Origin of the sequence: Aeromonas sp. SE22 (assembly GCF_038739755.1) — a bacterium.
GTDB classification, from domain to species: Bacteria; Pseudomonadota; Gammaproteobacteria; order Enterobacterales; family Aeromonadaceae; genus Aeromonas; species Aeromonas jandaei.
On record NZ_JBCGFD010000006.1, the window covers coordinates 22881 to 36478 of the forward strand.

10 protein-coding genes are annotated in these 13598 nt (G+C 62.9%); 4 read left to right on the forward strand and 6 right to left on the reverse strand.

Features of this window, described 5'->3' with window-relative positions; all coding sequences use genetic code 11:
• Positions 1-36: 36 nt before the first annotated feature.
• Positions 37-1002, reverse strand: a complete 966-nt coding sequence (gene birA / locus AAHA39_RS11635) for a bifunctional biotin--[acetyl-CoA-carboxylase] ligase/biotin operon repressor BirA (protein WP_320655693.1) — start codon at positions 1000-1002, stop codon at positions 37-39.
• Positions 999-2036: a UDP-N-acetylmuramate dehydrogenase gene (gene murB, locus AAHA39_RS11640; RefSeq protein ID WP_320655694.1), complete on the reverse strand. Its 1038-nt coding sequence runs from the start codon at positions 2034-2036 to the stop codon at positions 999-1001. The genes birA and murB overlap by 4 nt, the downstream gene beginning before the upstream one ends.
• 126 nt (positions 2037-2162) lie before the next feature.
• Between murB and AAHA39_RS11645 the strand changes: the two genes are divergently transcribed.
• Both AAHA39_RS11645 and AAHA39_RS11650 read left to right on the forward strand, forming a co-directional pair.
• Positions 2163-2816, forward strand: a complete 654-nt coding sequence (locus tag AAHA39_RS11645; RefSeq protein ID WP_043850763.1) for a potassium channel family protein — start codon at positions 2163-2165, stop codon at positions 2814-2816.
• On the forward strand, positions 2813-4168 hold the full coding sequence (locus AAHA39_RS11650) for a TrkH family potassium uptake protein (RefSeq protein WP_071913858.1): 1356 nt from the start codon (positions 2813-2815) through the stop codon (positions 4166-4168). The genes AAHA39_RS11645 and AAHA39_RS11650 overlap by 4 nt, the downstream gene beginning before the upstream one ends.
• Before the next feature lie 75 nt (positions 4169-4243).
• Here the strand turns inward: AAHA39_RS11650 and AAHA39_RS11655 are convergent, their stop codons facing one another.
• The 3 genes from AAHA39_RS11655 to AAHA39_RS11665 all read right to left on the reverse strand — a co-directional run bounded on the left by AAHA39_RS11655 (position 4244) and on the right by AAHA39_RS11665 (position 8822).
• Entirely contained in the window at positions 4244-6238 is a 1995-nt protein-coding gene (locus AAHA39_RS11655) for a DNA topoisomerase III (protein WP_320655696.1), read from the reverse strand.
• A 67-nt stretch (positions 6239-6305) separates the two neighbouring features.
• Positions 6306-6803: a response regulator gene (locus AAHA39_RS11660; RefSeq protein ID WP_201909028.1), complete on the reverse strand. Its 498-nt coding sequence runs from the start codon at positions 6801-6803 to the stop codon at positions 6306-6308.
• A gap of 54 nt (positions 6804-6857) precedes the next feature.
• Entirely contained in the window at positions 6858-8822 is a 1965-nt protein-coding gene (locus tag AAHA39_RS11665) for an ATP-binding protein (RefSeq protein WP_201909027.1), read from the reverse strand.
• A 276-nt stretch (positions 8823-9098) separates the two neighbouring features.
• On the opposite strand from AAHA39_RS11665, the gene AAHA39_RS11670 reads away from it, so the two are divergent.
• Together AAHA39_RS11670 and torA are read left to right on the forward strand one after the other, a co-directional pair.
• Entirely contained in the window at positions 9099-10229 is a 1131-nt protein-coding gene (locus AAHA39_RS11670) for a NapC/NirT family cytochrome c (RefSeq protein WP_320655697.1), read from the forward strand.
• 21 nt (positions 10230-10250) lie between these two features.
• Complete coding sequence (gene torA, locus AAHA39_RS11675) at positions 10251-12731, forward strand: trimethylamine-N-oxide reductase TorA (RefSeq protein ID WP_320655698.1); 2481 nt, start codon at positions 10251-10253, stop codon at positions 12729-12731.
• A gap of 381 nt (positions 12732-13112) precedes the next feature.
• Here torA and AAHA39_RS11680 read toward each other — a convergent pair whose 3' ends face one another.
• Positions 13113-13574 carry a hypothetical protein gene (locus AAHA39_RS11680; protein ID WP_041209567.1) on the reverse strand — a complete coding sequence of 154 codons (462 nt, stop codon included), beginning with the start codon at positions 13572-13574 and terminating at the stop codon, positions 13113-13115.
• Positions 13575-13598: the final 24 nt, after the last annotated feature.

The window sequence follows — 13598 nt, forward strand, 5'->3', positions numbered from 1 at the left end:
TTTTTTGTCGCTAACGGTTATCGCCATGCGCAATGCTTAATCACCCCGACGCAGGGATAGTTCGCCACCCAGATAGAACTTGGTGCCCTCCTCCGTCTCCAGCCGCAGTGCGCCGCGATCGTCGATACCACGGGCGATACCGCGGATCTCCTGCTCCCCCATCAAGAGACGGACAGGGCGACCGGCAAAGTGGTCGAGCCGGTTCCACTGATCGACAAAGCTCGCCAATCCGCTCTGCTCGAAGGTCTGCATCGCCCGCTGCAGATAGGCGATCATCCGGGCAGCGAGCTCATTGCGATCAACCAGCTCGGGATTGATGTGGCGCAACTCGGCCCAAGCCTGATCGATCTTCTCCCCTTCGCGGGACGGCATCGCCAGATTGAGGCCGATACCGATCACCAGATGGCAACTGGCTCCGGCGCTGCCGCTCATCTCCACCAGAATGCCCGCCAGCTTGCGCCCCTGATAGTAAAGATCGTTGGGCCACTTCAGCTCGACACCGTGATAACCGAGCGACTCCAGCGCCTCTACCACGGCAACACCGACCGCCAGACTCAGCCCCATGGCGGCAGCCATGCCCTGCTCCAGCCGCCAGTACATGCTGAGAATCAGCTGGCAACCGAACGGCGAGACCCAGGGCTTGCCACGACGACCGCGCCCGGCGGTCTGGCACTCGGCAAGGCAACTCTCGCCAGAGCGCAGTTGATTGACCCTCTCCAGCAGATGCTGGTTGGTCGAACCGATCACCGGGAAGCAGTGCACCGGCGCCATCGGTGCCAGCGCCTGCAGCTTCGCCTCATCATAGAGCGCCATCGGCACCGCCAGCCGGTAACCTTTGCCGGTCAGGCTAAAGAGATCCAGCCCCAGCTCCTTGAGTGCAGCCATGTGCTTGCTCACTGCCGCCCGGCTGATGCCGAGCTGCTCGCCCAGCTGTTCGCCGGAGTGAAACTGGCCGTCACTGAGCAGGGTGATCAAGGTCTGTCTGATAGGAGTCAACGTCATGAGAGCACCTCATCGAGCCAGGTTTCACCCTGCGCGTCCATGAAGCGCACCTCGTGTTCCAGCACCACACCAAACTTCTGCTCCACGCTGTCGCGCACGTGGGCCGCAAGCGCGATCAGCTCCATGGCGCTGGCGCCCCCCAGATTGACCAGTACCAGCGCCTGCTCCTGATGAACGGCGGCGCGGCCGATGGCAAATCCCTTGAGACCGCACTGATCGATGAGCCAGCCAGCCGCCAGCTTGGCTTGCCCCTCCCCGGCCGGATAACAAGGCATCTGCGGATATGTCAGTTTGAGCGAATCGGCCAGCGCGGCGGACACCACCGGATTCTTGAAGAAGCTGCCGGCGTTGCCGAGTACGGCGGGATCCGGCAGCTTGGCCATGCGAGTTGCACAGACGGTGTCGAAGATGGCCTGCGCGCTCGGCTGGTCGCCAAGCGAGGCCAGCTGGCCATAGCCCAGCACCGGTTGCCATGCTTTGGGTAGCTTGAGGCCGACTGCGGTGATCAGATGGGAGTCCTGATACTCGTGCTTGAAGATACTGTCGCGATAGCCGAAGCGGCACTGCTGCGCCTCAATCCGCTCGATCTCGCCGCTCTGCCAGTTGAAGGCCTCGACATAGGCACAGAAGTTCGCCAACTCGACCCCGTAGGCGCCGATGTTTTGCACTGGAGCCGCACCGACCGTGCCGGGGATGAGCGCCAGATTCTCCAGTCCGTACCACCCCTGTTGCAGGCTATGGCAGACCAGTTGATGCCAATCCTCACCCGCTGCGACATGGAGCAGCCAGTGATCGCCCTGATCCTGAGCTGTAATGCCCTTGAGGCGGTTGAGCACCACCAGACCGTGGAAGTCGGTAGTAAACAACACATTGCTGCCACCACCAAGATTCAGACGGGGCAGTGTGTTCAGCTCGGCATCACTTCGCAGGGCAGCCAGATCAGCGATCAGCTCCACCTCGGCCAACCAGAGGCAGTAAGCATCGAGGGCGAGGGTGTTGAGTTTCAACAAGGAGGCGTTGGCATTCAGTTTCATCTGTCTATCCCGGCTTGGTGCAAGGACGCAGTCTACCTCAAGTTGCCGGTGACGAAAAATCTGTGCTCTTTTCGGACGAATAACAGTGGTTTAGAGTAGTCAGCTTCAACTGTTGAGGAATAACTCATGAACAACCAGTTTGCCGTCATCGGCCTGGGCCTGTTTGGCAGCGCGCTGTGCGAAGAGCTGCAGCGGCAGGATGCCGAGGTGCTGGCTATCGATATCGACGAGAGCAAGACCCGCCAAATCGCCACCCTCTGCAACCACGTCGTCGTGGCTGATGCCACCGATGAGGCCACCGTCGCCGAGCTGGGGCTGGCCAACTTCGACATCGTCTTCGTCGCCATCGGTGACAACCTGGAGACCAGCATCCTCACCACCCTGGTGCTGAAAGAAGCGGGCGTGAAGAAGGTGTGGGTCAAGGCACGCGACAAGTTCCACGCCAAGATCCTGCAGAAAGTGGGCGCCGACAAGGTGATCAACCCCGAGTGGGACATGGGCCGCCGGGTCGCGCAGAGCATGCTCGACAACCGCCTGTTCGACTATCTCGAGCTGGGTCACGACATGGTGCTGACCGAGTTCGTCATCGGCTTGCAGCAAAATGGCAAGGCGCTCAGCGACTTCCACCTGTTGCAGCAGAACGACTTCCAGCTGCTCGCCATCAAGCGCGGCGAGGTGCTGCACAACGTACTGACCGGCAAGATGGAGCTGCAACTGGGTGACATCCTCATCCTGGCAGGCAACAAACACGCGATCGACCACTGGCTGGAAACCCTATGACCCGTTGGCGCAACAGCTTTGCCTTCGCCCTTCACCGGGAGGATGACTCCCGCTGGAGCGAGGCCAAGCTGATCCTTGGCAGCTTTCTGATCATCCTGCTGATAGGCACTATCTTTCTGGTGCAGCCCTCCAGCCATAACGGCGAGGTGAGCTTCATCAACGCCCTGTTCACCGCCACCTCGGCCATCTGCGTGACAGGTCTTGGCGTGGTGGACACCGGCACCGCCTTCACCCTGCAGGGGCAGATCTTTCTGATCATGTTGATGGAGATTGGCGGGCTGGGGCAGATGACCATGACCCTGCTGCTCATCGCCATCTTCAGCAAGCGGGTCGGCCTGCGCCAGCAGGTACTCGCCAAGGAGGCGCTGGGACAGGAGGGCTCGGTCAACATCATCCAGCTGGTGAAGCGTATCGTGCTGTTCGCCTTCATCGCCCAGCTGATCGGCACCGGCCTGATGGCCATTCGCTGGGTGCCCGAAATGGGTTGGAGTCGCGGCCTCTATGTCAGCTTCTTCCACGCTGTCTCAGCCTTCAACAACGCAGGTTTCTCGCTGTTTGCCAACAACCTGATCAGCTACCGGGATGACCCCCTCATCTGTCTGACCATCGCCGGCCTGCTGATCCTCGGCGGTATCGGCTTTACCGTTATCGTCGATCTGGTGCGCAACCGTCGCTGGCGCAAACTGAAGCTGCACAGCAAGCTGATGATCCTGATGACGCCGGCCCTGCTGCTGCTGGGGACCGTGGTCTTCTGGCTGCTGGAGCGCAACAACCCGGGCACTTTTGGCAACGCCGGTATTGGCGGCCAGCTGCTGGCGGCCTTCTTCCAGTCGGCCAGCGCCCGTACCGCAGGTTTCAACTCCATCGACATCGGCCAGATGGTGCCCGCCTCGCTGCTGTTCATGATGATGCTGATGTTTATCGGTGCCGGTGCCACCTCCACCGGTGGCGGTATCAAGGTGACCACCTTTGCCGTGGTGCTGCTGGCGACCAAGGCATTTCTTACCAAGCGCCCTCACGTCACCGCCTTCGGCCGCACCCTGTCGCCCCAGATCGTCACCCGCTCGCTGGCCATCATCATCGTCAGCACCATGGTACTGATGCTGGCCATGTTCCTGCTGATGATCACCGACGCGCTGCCGTTCGACAAAATCATGTTCGAAACCATTTCGGCCTTTGCCACCGTCGGTCTCTCCACCGGCATCACCCCGAGCCTGAGCGGCCCGGGCAAGTTCATTCTGGTGCTGGTGATGATCTGCGGCCGTCTCGGCCCGCTCACCCTCGCCTTTATGCTGGCCCGCCCGAGCGAGACCCGCATCAAGTATCCGGAAGAGAGTGTCTACACCGGCTAATGGCTGCTGATCATTACGCCGACAAAAAAGAGGGGCCATCATGGCCCCTCTTTTTTTCCTGCCAACACCCCATGGTCAGGCCGCCTGGCTTTTGGTCGTCCGCTTGCCCGTGCTCCTGCCTGCACTTTTGCCTGAACTCTTGCGAGCTGCAGCGCCGCCAGCAGCCGGACTCTTGCGCTTGGCAAAGCGCCGCTTGCCGGCCCCCGGCGCCTCCTTGGGCAGGGCGCTGAAGCTGGCGCCAGAGTCCTGCCGCGCCCCCTCGATCAGACCGTGCAGCTGCTCGGTGAGCGGCCCCATAAACTGCTGGTAACTGCCGTGACGCTCGGCGATCTGGGCGAGGCTCTGCTCCCACAGCGCCGTCATATCCGGCGTGGTGGCGGTGGCTGGCAACGCCTGCACCAGTGCCCGCCCGGTCGGGGTCGCCTTGATGCTCTTGCCCTGACGCACCAGAAAGCGGCGCTTGAACAGCAGATCGATGATACCGGCCCGGGTCGCCTCGGTGCCAAGGCCGTCGGTGTCGCGCAGGGTCTTGCGGATCTCGGGATCCTGCACATAGCGGGCGATGCCGGTCATGGCCGCCAGCAGGGTGGCATCGGTGAATGACTTGGGCGGCTGGGTCATCTTCTCCTGCAACTCGCCCCGCTCGCAGAGCAGCTGTTCGCCCTCCTTTAGAGCGGGCAGCGTGCCTGCCTTCTCTTCGTCGTCATCCTCCTCCACTCCGAGCAGCGCCTTCCAGCCCGCCTTCAGAATGCGGCGTGCCTTGGCCTGAAACAGGCCACCGGCGATGCGCAGCAGCACCTTGCTGTCGTTGTATTCGAACGGGGGATAGAACTGCAGCAGGTACTGACGGGCAATCAGGCCGTAAAGCTTCGCCTCGTCGGCCCCCAGTGTGGCGGGATTGCCCTGCTTCTCGGTGGGAATGATGGCGTGGTGGGCATCCACCTTGCTGTCGTTCCACGCCTTGCTGCGGATATTGCCATCAGCCTCGGCAACCGCCCTGGCCAACGCTGGAGCAGTGGCGGCGATGGCGCTGCGCACCTGCTCGGCCCGCTTGAAGTGGTCGGTCGGCAGATAACGGCTGTCAGAGCGCGGATAGGTGATGAGCTTGTGGCGCTCGTAGAGGCTCTGGCAGATGTCGAGCACCCGCTTGGCATCCATGCCGAAGCGTTTGGCGGCATCGATCTGCAGGCTGGATAGGTTATAGGGGAGCGGCGCCGCCTGCTTGCGGGCCTGCTCCTCCACCGATTCGACCTGTGCGGATTGGCCATTGATCCGGCTCACCACCTTGTCGGCCAGCGCCCGGTTGAGCACCCGCCCCTCCTCGTCCTGCCACGGCAGACAGGCTTCGGACGGCAGCCACTTGGCGGTGAAACGCTCGTTGCCGTCGGTCAGCAGATGGGCCAGCACCTCGTAGAAGGGTTTGGGGACGAAGGCCTCGATCTCGAGATCCCGCCGTACCACCAGCCCGAGCAGCGGGGTTTGCACCCGACCAACCGAGAGCAGCTCGCTGCAACCGGCCTTGCGTCCAAGCAGTGTGTAGGCGCGGGTCATGTTGATGCCGTAGAGCCAGTCGGCCCGACTGCGAGCCAGCGCCGAGACCGCCAGCGGCACGAACTCCTTGTTGTCTCTGAGCTTGTCGAGGGCACGGCGCACCGCGGGCGGGTTGAGATCGCTGATGAGGCAGCGCTGCACCGGCCTGGTTTTCGGGTAGCCGAGAAAGTCGATCACCTCGTCCACCAGCAGTTGTCCTTCCCGGTCCGGGTCACCGGCGTTGACCACGCAGTCAGCCTGCTTGATCAGCCGCTTGATGACGGTGAGCTGGGTTTTGGTCTTGGGTTTGGCCACCAGCTGCCACTGGGCGGGGACGATGGGGAGATGCTCCATCCGCCACTGCTTGAAGGCGGCGTCATAGGCATCGGGCTCGGCCTGCTCCAGCAGGTGGCCGATGCACCAGGTGACCACATCCCCCTGGGCGGTCTCGATAAAACCGTCGCCCTTCTTGTGGGGCTTGGGCAGGGCATCGGCAATGGCGCGCCCCAGAGTGGGCTTCTCGGCGATGAAGAGTCGCATCGGTGACTACCTGAAATACTGTATATGCAGACAGTATACAGCGCCTACCGGTAAAGCCCAACCGCGACTATTCGTCGAACGGATTGTCGTGAATGGCGGCAAACAGCCGCGCCTGATTGAGCACGGGGGCATAGTGGAAGGCGTTGTCGCCATCCTCCGTCAGCAGATAGTCGGTCAGCTGCTCGCGCACCGCCTCTTGCAGGGTCTCCAGCTTCCACGGCTTGGCGAGGTAGTAGTGCAATCCGCCGCGATTGACCGCCTCTATGGTCGCCTCCAGCCCCGCCTGTCCGGTGAGCAGCAGCTTGCGGCTGGCCCGGGTCGCGCTACGCCGGTTCAGCTCTACCAGAAAGTCGACCCCCAAGGTTCCCGGCATGATGTGATCGCAGAGGATCAGCGCCAGCCGGCCCCCCTCCCGCTCCCACTCGTGCACCACCTCGCGCGCCTCATCGACGCTCTCGGCCCCATCCAGCTCGAAATGGCTGCGAAACGGCGCGAGGTCGTGGAGCACCGCCTCCAGCACCTCCCGCTCATCGTCCACGCACAGGATCAGATAGTGTTTGTTCATTGCTCCTCCTTGGCGGCGCACCACGGCACGCCCTCTGTTGGCTGATGCGCCCGCTCAGGCCGCATGCTCGTTGTGGCGGGGCTCCCCCCCGTAGTCGGCCATCCCGATATCCCCCAGCGGCAGGCAGACCCGCATCCGGGTGTAACGCCCCGGCTCGGAGGCCACCTCGATCCGGCCGTGATGCTGCTGCACTATCTGCAGCGAGACACTCAGGCCAATGCCGAGACCGAAGTGCCCCTCCCGCTTGGTGGTGAAGTTGAGATCGAAGATCCGCTGCCACAGCTCGGGCTCGATGCCGCAGCCGCTATCCTCCACCTCCACCATCACCCAGCCGGGCTCCGGCAGGCCGGTGCGCACCGTCAATCTACCCGGCTCGCTCATGGCATCCAGACTGTTGGCGATGAGGTTGGTCCACACCTGCTGCAGGGCGGCGGGATGGCAGCGCACCAGCGGCAGGGGTTGGTACTCCTTGCAGAGCTCATGCTGCTTGAGGCGGTTCTCGAACATCAGCAGGGTATCTTCCAGCCCCTCGTGCAGATCCACCAGCGAGGGCTCGTCCCTGTCCTGCCGGGCATACTGCTTGAGGCTCTTGACCAGATCGCCGATGCGGCGGGCACACACCTCGATATTGCGCAGGAAGCTGCCGGTCTGCTGGAACAGCTCCAGCTGCACCAGCAGCGCCTCCCGCTCACTGGCGGTGCGCCCGGCAAACCAGCGCTGCCAACTCAGCTCGTCATCCAGATTCATCTGCACTGCCAGCCGCGCCTGCTGACGCTCGCCAAAGCGCCGCTCGGCCTGCCGGGTCTTGTCGCGGATCTCGCTGGTCGAAACCGGCTGGGAGGAGAGCGCCTGACAGAGGGTCTGATTGCCCAGCCCCTTGAGGGGGGCGGGCAGTTCGAGGTTGATGAGATCGGGGATGGCGGCGCGCAGGGTCTCGCTGCCGCGAATGATGGCCGCCACCGGATTGTTGAGCTCGTGGGCAACACCGGCCACCAGCTGGCCCAGCATCGCCATCTTCTCGCTCTCCATCAGCTGAGCATGAGCCGCTTCGAGGGAGTCGAGGGTCTGTTGCAACCGCATCTCGGTGCGGATGCTGTTCTGCAGGCGGCGGTTGAAGTGACGCAGCAGCAGGTTGGTAAAGGAGGGGAGCAGCTCGCTGCGCGCCTCCATGACGCGGGAGAACTGCAGCTTGTCGAGCTTGATCACCTCGGCGCCGGTCAGGGTCACTCCGGTGGTAAAGGCGGGTTCGCCGGTGACGAAGGACATGCCCCCTACCAGCGCGCCTGAGCGGTAGTGCACCACCTCCTGATCGACCCCATGGGCGTCGCGCTTGCGCAGCACCACCTCCCCCTTGGCGATAAACCAGAGGAAGCTGTTGGGCTCCCCCTCGCGGGTCAGCACATGGCCCGGGCTGTAGTGGCGGCAGACCCGCGCCTCGTCGTTGCCTTCGAAAAACTGGTAGAGGCCGTCGATCACCACCCGCGACAACTCCTCGTCGCTGCAGCGGGTGTAATCCATAAAGCCCTGACGATACTCGGCCAGCTGGCGATCGACATGGGCCCGCAGCAGCCGCTGGTTATCGAGCACGGTCGCATAGCTCAGCAGATCCGCCTCCGGGCAGTGCAGCACGAACTGGCTCGCCTGCTCGATAACGGCGCGGCGCAGGCTGCCATCGCGCCAGGGGCGCTGCAGGTAGTAGTCGAGGCGGCCGAGGTTGACCGCCTCGATGATCGATTTCATCTCGGGCTGGCTGCCCAGCAGGATCTTGCGGCACGCCTCGTGCTGACTGCCTAGGCGGATCAGAAAGTCAGCCCCGCGCCCATCCCCCAGATCGCTGTCGCACACCACCACGGCCGGCGGCTGCCCCTTGCGCTCCAGCTCCTCAAGCGCCAGCTCGGCCGACTCCTGCCCGGTGGCGACCACCAGCGCAAAGCGGCTGAGCAGCGGGGCCAGCTCCTGTTCGAACTCGGCCAGCAGCTGGACATCGGCGGCGACACACAGCAGGGAGAAAGGGCTCATCAGCGACACTCCGTTGAGGCTCGATCCCGACTATATCAACGAATCCGTCAGGGTTTTGCGAGTGGGCTAACAGCGGCAGAAGAAAGTAAAACAATCATAAAATCGACAATTTACAGAACTAAATTCGACAAATCAGTCAATAACAAAACATTAATCACAATGTGACGCGCATCTTAAAATTCAAACCATGATTGAGGTCAACGCCCCCTGCGCCTCCGATGACTACTATGTACCTACTACTATGTTGGTATTCATCGACCACAGGACACAGCCCCCATGATTGGAAAACTGATAAGAAAACCCTGGTTCTGGCTCCTGCTGCTGGGCGCCATGCTGGGTATCGCCGCCCTCGGCGTCACCGTGACCGTGCTGCACAAGACCAGCTCCACCGAATTCTGCGTCTCCTGCCACTCCATGCAGACCCCGCTGGCCGAGTATCAGGGCAGCGTCCACTTCCAGAACACCAAGGGGATCCGCGCCGAGTGTGCCGACTGCCACATCCCGGGCGACCCCACCTCCTATCTGTGGACCAAGATCCGCGCCGTGAAGGATATCTATCACGAGGCGATCGGCACCCTCGACACGCCCGAGAAATACGAGGCCCACAAGCTGCGGATGGCCCAGACCGTGTGGGACGAGCTGAAAGCCAATGACTCCGCCACCTGCCGCAGCTGCCACAGCTACGCAGCCATGGACATTCTGGCCCAGCGCCCCAACGCCCGCGCCGAGCACCCCATCGCCATCAAGGATGGCCAGACCTGCATCGACTGCCACCGCGGCGTCGCCCACATCATGCCCGACATGAGCGGTCTGGCTGCCGCCGGTGCCAGCGAACTGGCGCAAGCCGCCGCCCAGACCCCGGCCAGCGTCACCACCCGCTACGCCATCGCCACCACCCCGCTCTATCTGGATGCCAGCGCCAAGACCGATGAAGGCACCCTGATGCCCTCCACTCAGGTTGAAATGATGGGCAAGGAGAATGGCCGCGCCCGGGTGCGCATCGACGGCTGGCAGCAGGATGGCGTGAGCGAAGTGTTCTACGCCGCCCCCGGCAAACGGATCCTCAGCGTGCTGGTCGGCGATGCCGCCAAGAAAGCGCTGGTCACCGGCAAGAGCGAAACCGACAGCGCCACCAACCTCACCTGGCATCAGGTCAGCCTGACCGCCTGGGTAGACGAGAGCCAGCTCATCGGCGATCAGGGCAAGCTGTGGCAATACGCCTCCACCCTGATGTCCAACAACTGCACCGGTTGCCACGGCCTCACCGCGCTGGATCACTTCAACGCCAACCAGTGGATCGGCGTCATCAAGGGGATGGAGTCTCGTACCTCCCTCACCCCGGAACAGGCACGCATGCTGACCCAGTATGTCCAGAAACACGCCAGCGACATGAACGCGGCCCACTGAGGCTGGTAGAGGAGAATCCCAATGACCCGTTTTAACGACAAGCAGACCAATCTCTCCCGCCGCAACCTGCTCAAGGGGCTCGGTGCCTGCGCCGCCCTGCCCCTGCTTGGCGGCATTTTCCCGAAAAGCGCGCTGGCGCAAGCCATCAGCACCGCATTGAGCCAATTCCCGACTCTGGTGCCCGCCCAGAAGGGCATTCTGACCGGCGCCCACTGGGGTGCCTTCGAGGCGATCGTCGAGGATGGCCGCATGGTGCGCGTCCAGCCGGTGGCCGATGACCCGGCGCCGAACGATCTCATCGACATGGCGCCGTTCCAGGTGCACGCCAAGAACCGCATCAAGTACCCCATGGTACGCAAGAGCTGGCTGGAGCATGGCCCGGGCGCCAAACCCGAGCTGCGCGGCGCCGACGAGTGGGTACGGGTGAGCTGGGAGAAAGCCATTGAACTGGTGGCCGGCGAGATCCAGCGCGTCCAGTCTGACTTCGGCCCGCAGGCGATCCACGCCGGTTCCTACGGCTGGAAGAGTGTCGGCATGTTCCACAACAGCCGCACCCTGCTGCACCGCCTGATGAACCTCTCCGGCGGCTTCACCGGTTATGCCGGTGACTACTCCACCGGCGCGGCTCAGGTGATCATGTCCCACGTGATGGGCTCCATCGAGGTGTACGAGCAGCAGACCGCCTGGCCCAACGTGGTGGAGAACGCCGAACTGGTGGTGCTGTGGGGGGTCAATGCTCAGGTCACCCTGAAGAACAGCTGGAACATGCCGGATCACGAAGGTCAGGCTGGCTTCAAGGCGCTGAAAGAGAAAGGCACCCGCGTCATCAGCATCGATCCGGTCTACAACGAGACTGCCAAGCTGGTCGGTGCCGAGTGGATTGCCCCGAACGCCTACACCGACGTGGCCATGATGCTGGGGGTGGCCCACACCCTCTACAGCGAGAAGAAGCACGATCAAGCCTTCCTCGATCGCTACACCGTCGGCTTCGACAAGTTCCTCGCCTATCTGCTCGGCAAGGATGATGGTCAGCCGAAGAGCGCCGAGTGGGCGAGCAGCGTCTGCGGCGTCGATGCCAAGGTTATTCGCCAGCTGGCCCTCGACATGGCCGCCAAGCGCACCATGATCATGGCCGGTTGGGGCATGCAGCGTCAGCAGCATGGCGAACAGCCTAACTGGATGCTGGTCACTCTGGCCTCCATGCTGGGCCAGATCGGCCTGCCAGGCGGCGGCTACGGCTTCAGTTACCACTACTCCTCCGGTGGCAGCCCCACCGCCAAGGGCGGCATTCTGGCGGGCATCTCCGCCGGCAACGCGCCGAAGAACAGCCCGGCCCCGATCCCGGTAGCGCGCATCGCCGACTGTCTCGCCAACCCGGGCAAGACCATCGACTTCAACGGCCGCAAGGTGACCTATCCGGACATCAAGCTGGTCTACGTGGCGGGCGGCAACCCCTTCCACCACCATCAGGACACCAACAACCTGCTGCAGGCGTGGCGCAAGCCGCAGACCGTGATCGTCCACGAGCCCTACTGGACCGCCACCGCCAAGCACGCCGACATCGTGCTGCCGGTCACCACCAGCTACGAGCGCAACGATCTGGAGATGGGCGGCGACTACTCCCAGCGCTATGTGTTCCCGATGCACCAGTGCGTGCCGCCCCAGTTTGAAGCTCGCAACGACTTCGACATCTTCAGCGCCATCGCCGCCAAGCTGGGCGTGCAGGAGCAGTACACCGAAGGGAAGGACGAGATGCTGTGGCTCAAGCAGATGTACGACGGCATGGCCGCGCAGGCTCGCGGCGCTCGCGTGGCGCTGCCGCCGTTCAATATGTTCTGGGAGTCCAACAACTACATCCGCTTCCCGATCCCGGAGGCCAACCGCCAGTGGATCCGTCACGCCGATTTTCGCGAGAACCCGCTGCTCAACCCGCTCGGTACCCCGTCCGGCAAGATCGAGATCTTCTCCAACACGGTGGCGGGGATGGGTTATGCCGACTGCGCCGGTCATCCCAAGTGGTATGAGCCCAAGGAGTGGGTGAAGAGTGAAGTGGCGGCGCGCTATCCGCTGTCGCTCAACACCTCCCACCCGACCCAGCGGCTGCACTCCCAGCTCGACAACACCCCGCTGCGGGACAAGTTCGCCATCGCCGACCGCGAGGCGATCATGATCCATCCCGCCGACGCCAAGGCTCGCGGCATCGCCCAAGGGGATCTGGTGCGGGCCTTCAACGAGCGCGGCCAGATTTTGGTGGGCGCCCTGCTCTCCGAAGATGTGCGTCAGGGGGTAGTGCGGATCTGCGAAGGGGCCTGGTATGACCCGGCCAAGCCGGGCGAAGCGGGCAGCATCTGCAAGAACGGCAACGTCAACTGCCTCACCTTCGACGAGGGCTCGTCCAGTCTGGCGCAGGGCAACTGCGGCCACATGGCCCAGCTGCAGATCGAGAAGTACACAGGCCCGATGCTGGCCAACACCGCCCACGTGGTACCGGCCAACGGCTAAGGCGGTTGCAACCGGACAAAACGGCGCCATCATGGCGCCGTTTTTTTATCCCGGTTGTGGCGGGAGATCCCTTGTCGGGATAAGCGCCACCGTCAGCACCAATCCCGAGGATCGGCAGATCCCCTTGCGGGGCGCTGGCATAGTTCGCAGGCACCGTGAGGGAGCCTGATTATCCTACATAAATTTAATTTATGACTTTTCCGATAATGACCCGATTTTTACTTATACCAATGACCAACCGCCCTCTGGCTGCCCTGCCCGGCTCTTCTACTGCCCCACAGGGCTGCGCCCGATCACCATAAGGACGCGCCATCCGCGCCAATAGAAACGGCGCCCGAAGGCGCCGATCCTTTATCGCTGCGATGACAGGAGAGAGGGAAATCAGAACTCGCCCTCTTCCATATACTCCTGCGCGCACTCCACCAGTTGCGGCCAGAGCTCTTCCGGCACCCAGGCATCCGGGTCATCTTCGTCGCCATCGTACTGGCTCCAGAAGTAGCGGCGCAGGCCGGAGGCAAAGTCGTCGCTGATCTCGGCAAGCTCCGAGAGCGGCCCCAGCCAGGCGATGCGACGCAGGCCGGAGGCGAGATCGTTGATGGCATCCATCAGGGTACGATCGTCGAAGCTCTGCTCCACCAGCAGGGTGAAGCGGTCGCGCGCCTGCTCGGTCTGCTCCTCTTCCAGCTCGCCCACGTCGGCCAGCAGATCGACATAATCCTCCAGCAGGTAGGCAATCAGGCCATCCCGATCTTCAAACCACTGGATCTGGGCACCCTTGATCCCCAGAACCGAAGCATCGAATGAGTCGTCGAGGTGACACAGTGCCCATGGATCATCAGTCATGGTTCTCTTCCTCAGGCTAAAACA

What these genes read in the sequence shown, in the direction of transcription:
- birA (WP_320655693.1), bottom strand. Translation starts at nt 1,002, where the DNA reads ATGACGTTGACTCCTATCAGACAGACCTTGATCACCCTGCTCAGTGAC.
- murB (WP_320655694.1), bottom strand. Translation starts at nt 2,036, where the DNA reads ATGAAACTGAATGCCAACGCCTCCTTGTTGAAACTCAACACCCTCGCC.
- AAHA39_RS11645 (WP_043850763.1), top strand. Translation starts at nt 2,163, where the DNA reads ATGAACAACCAGTTTGCCGTCATCGGCCTGGGCCTGTTTGGCAGCGCG.
- AAHA39_RS11650 (WP_071913858.1), top strand. Translation starts at nt 2,813, where the DNA reads ATGACCCGTTGGCGCAACAGCTTTGCCTTCGCCCTTCACCGGGAGGAT.
- AAHA39_RS11655 (WP_320655696.1), bottom strand. Translation starts at nt 6,238, where the DNA reads ATGCGACTCTTCATCGCCGAGAAGCCCACTCTGGGGCGCGCCATTGCC.
- AAHA39_RS11660 (WP_201909028.1), bottom strand. Translation starts at nt 6,803, where the DNA reads ATGAACAAACACTATCTGATCCTGTGCGTGGACGATGAGCGGGAGGTG.
- AAHA39_RS11665 (WP_201909027.1), bottom strand. Translation starts at nt 8,822, where the DNA reads ATGAGCCCTTTCTCCCTGCTGTGTGTCGCCGCCGATGTCCAGCTGCTG.
- AAHA39_RS11670 (WP_320655697.1), top strand. Translation starts at nt 9,099, where the DNA reads ATGATTGGAAAACTGATAAGAAAACCCTGGTTCTGGCTCCTGCTGCTG.
- torA (WP_320655698.1), top strand. Translation starts at nt 10,251, where the DNA reads ATGACCCGTTTTAACGACAAGCAGACCAATCTCTCCCGCCGCAACCTG.
- AAHA39_RS11680 (WP_041209567.1), bottom strand. Translation starts at nt 13,574, where the DNA reads ATGACTGATGATCCATGGGCACTGTGTCACCTCGACGACTCATTCGAT.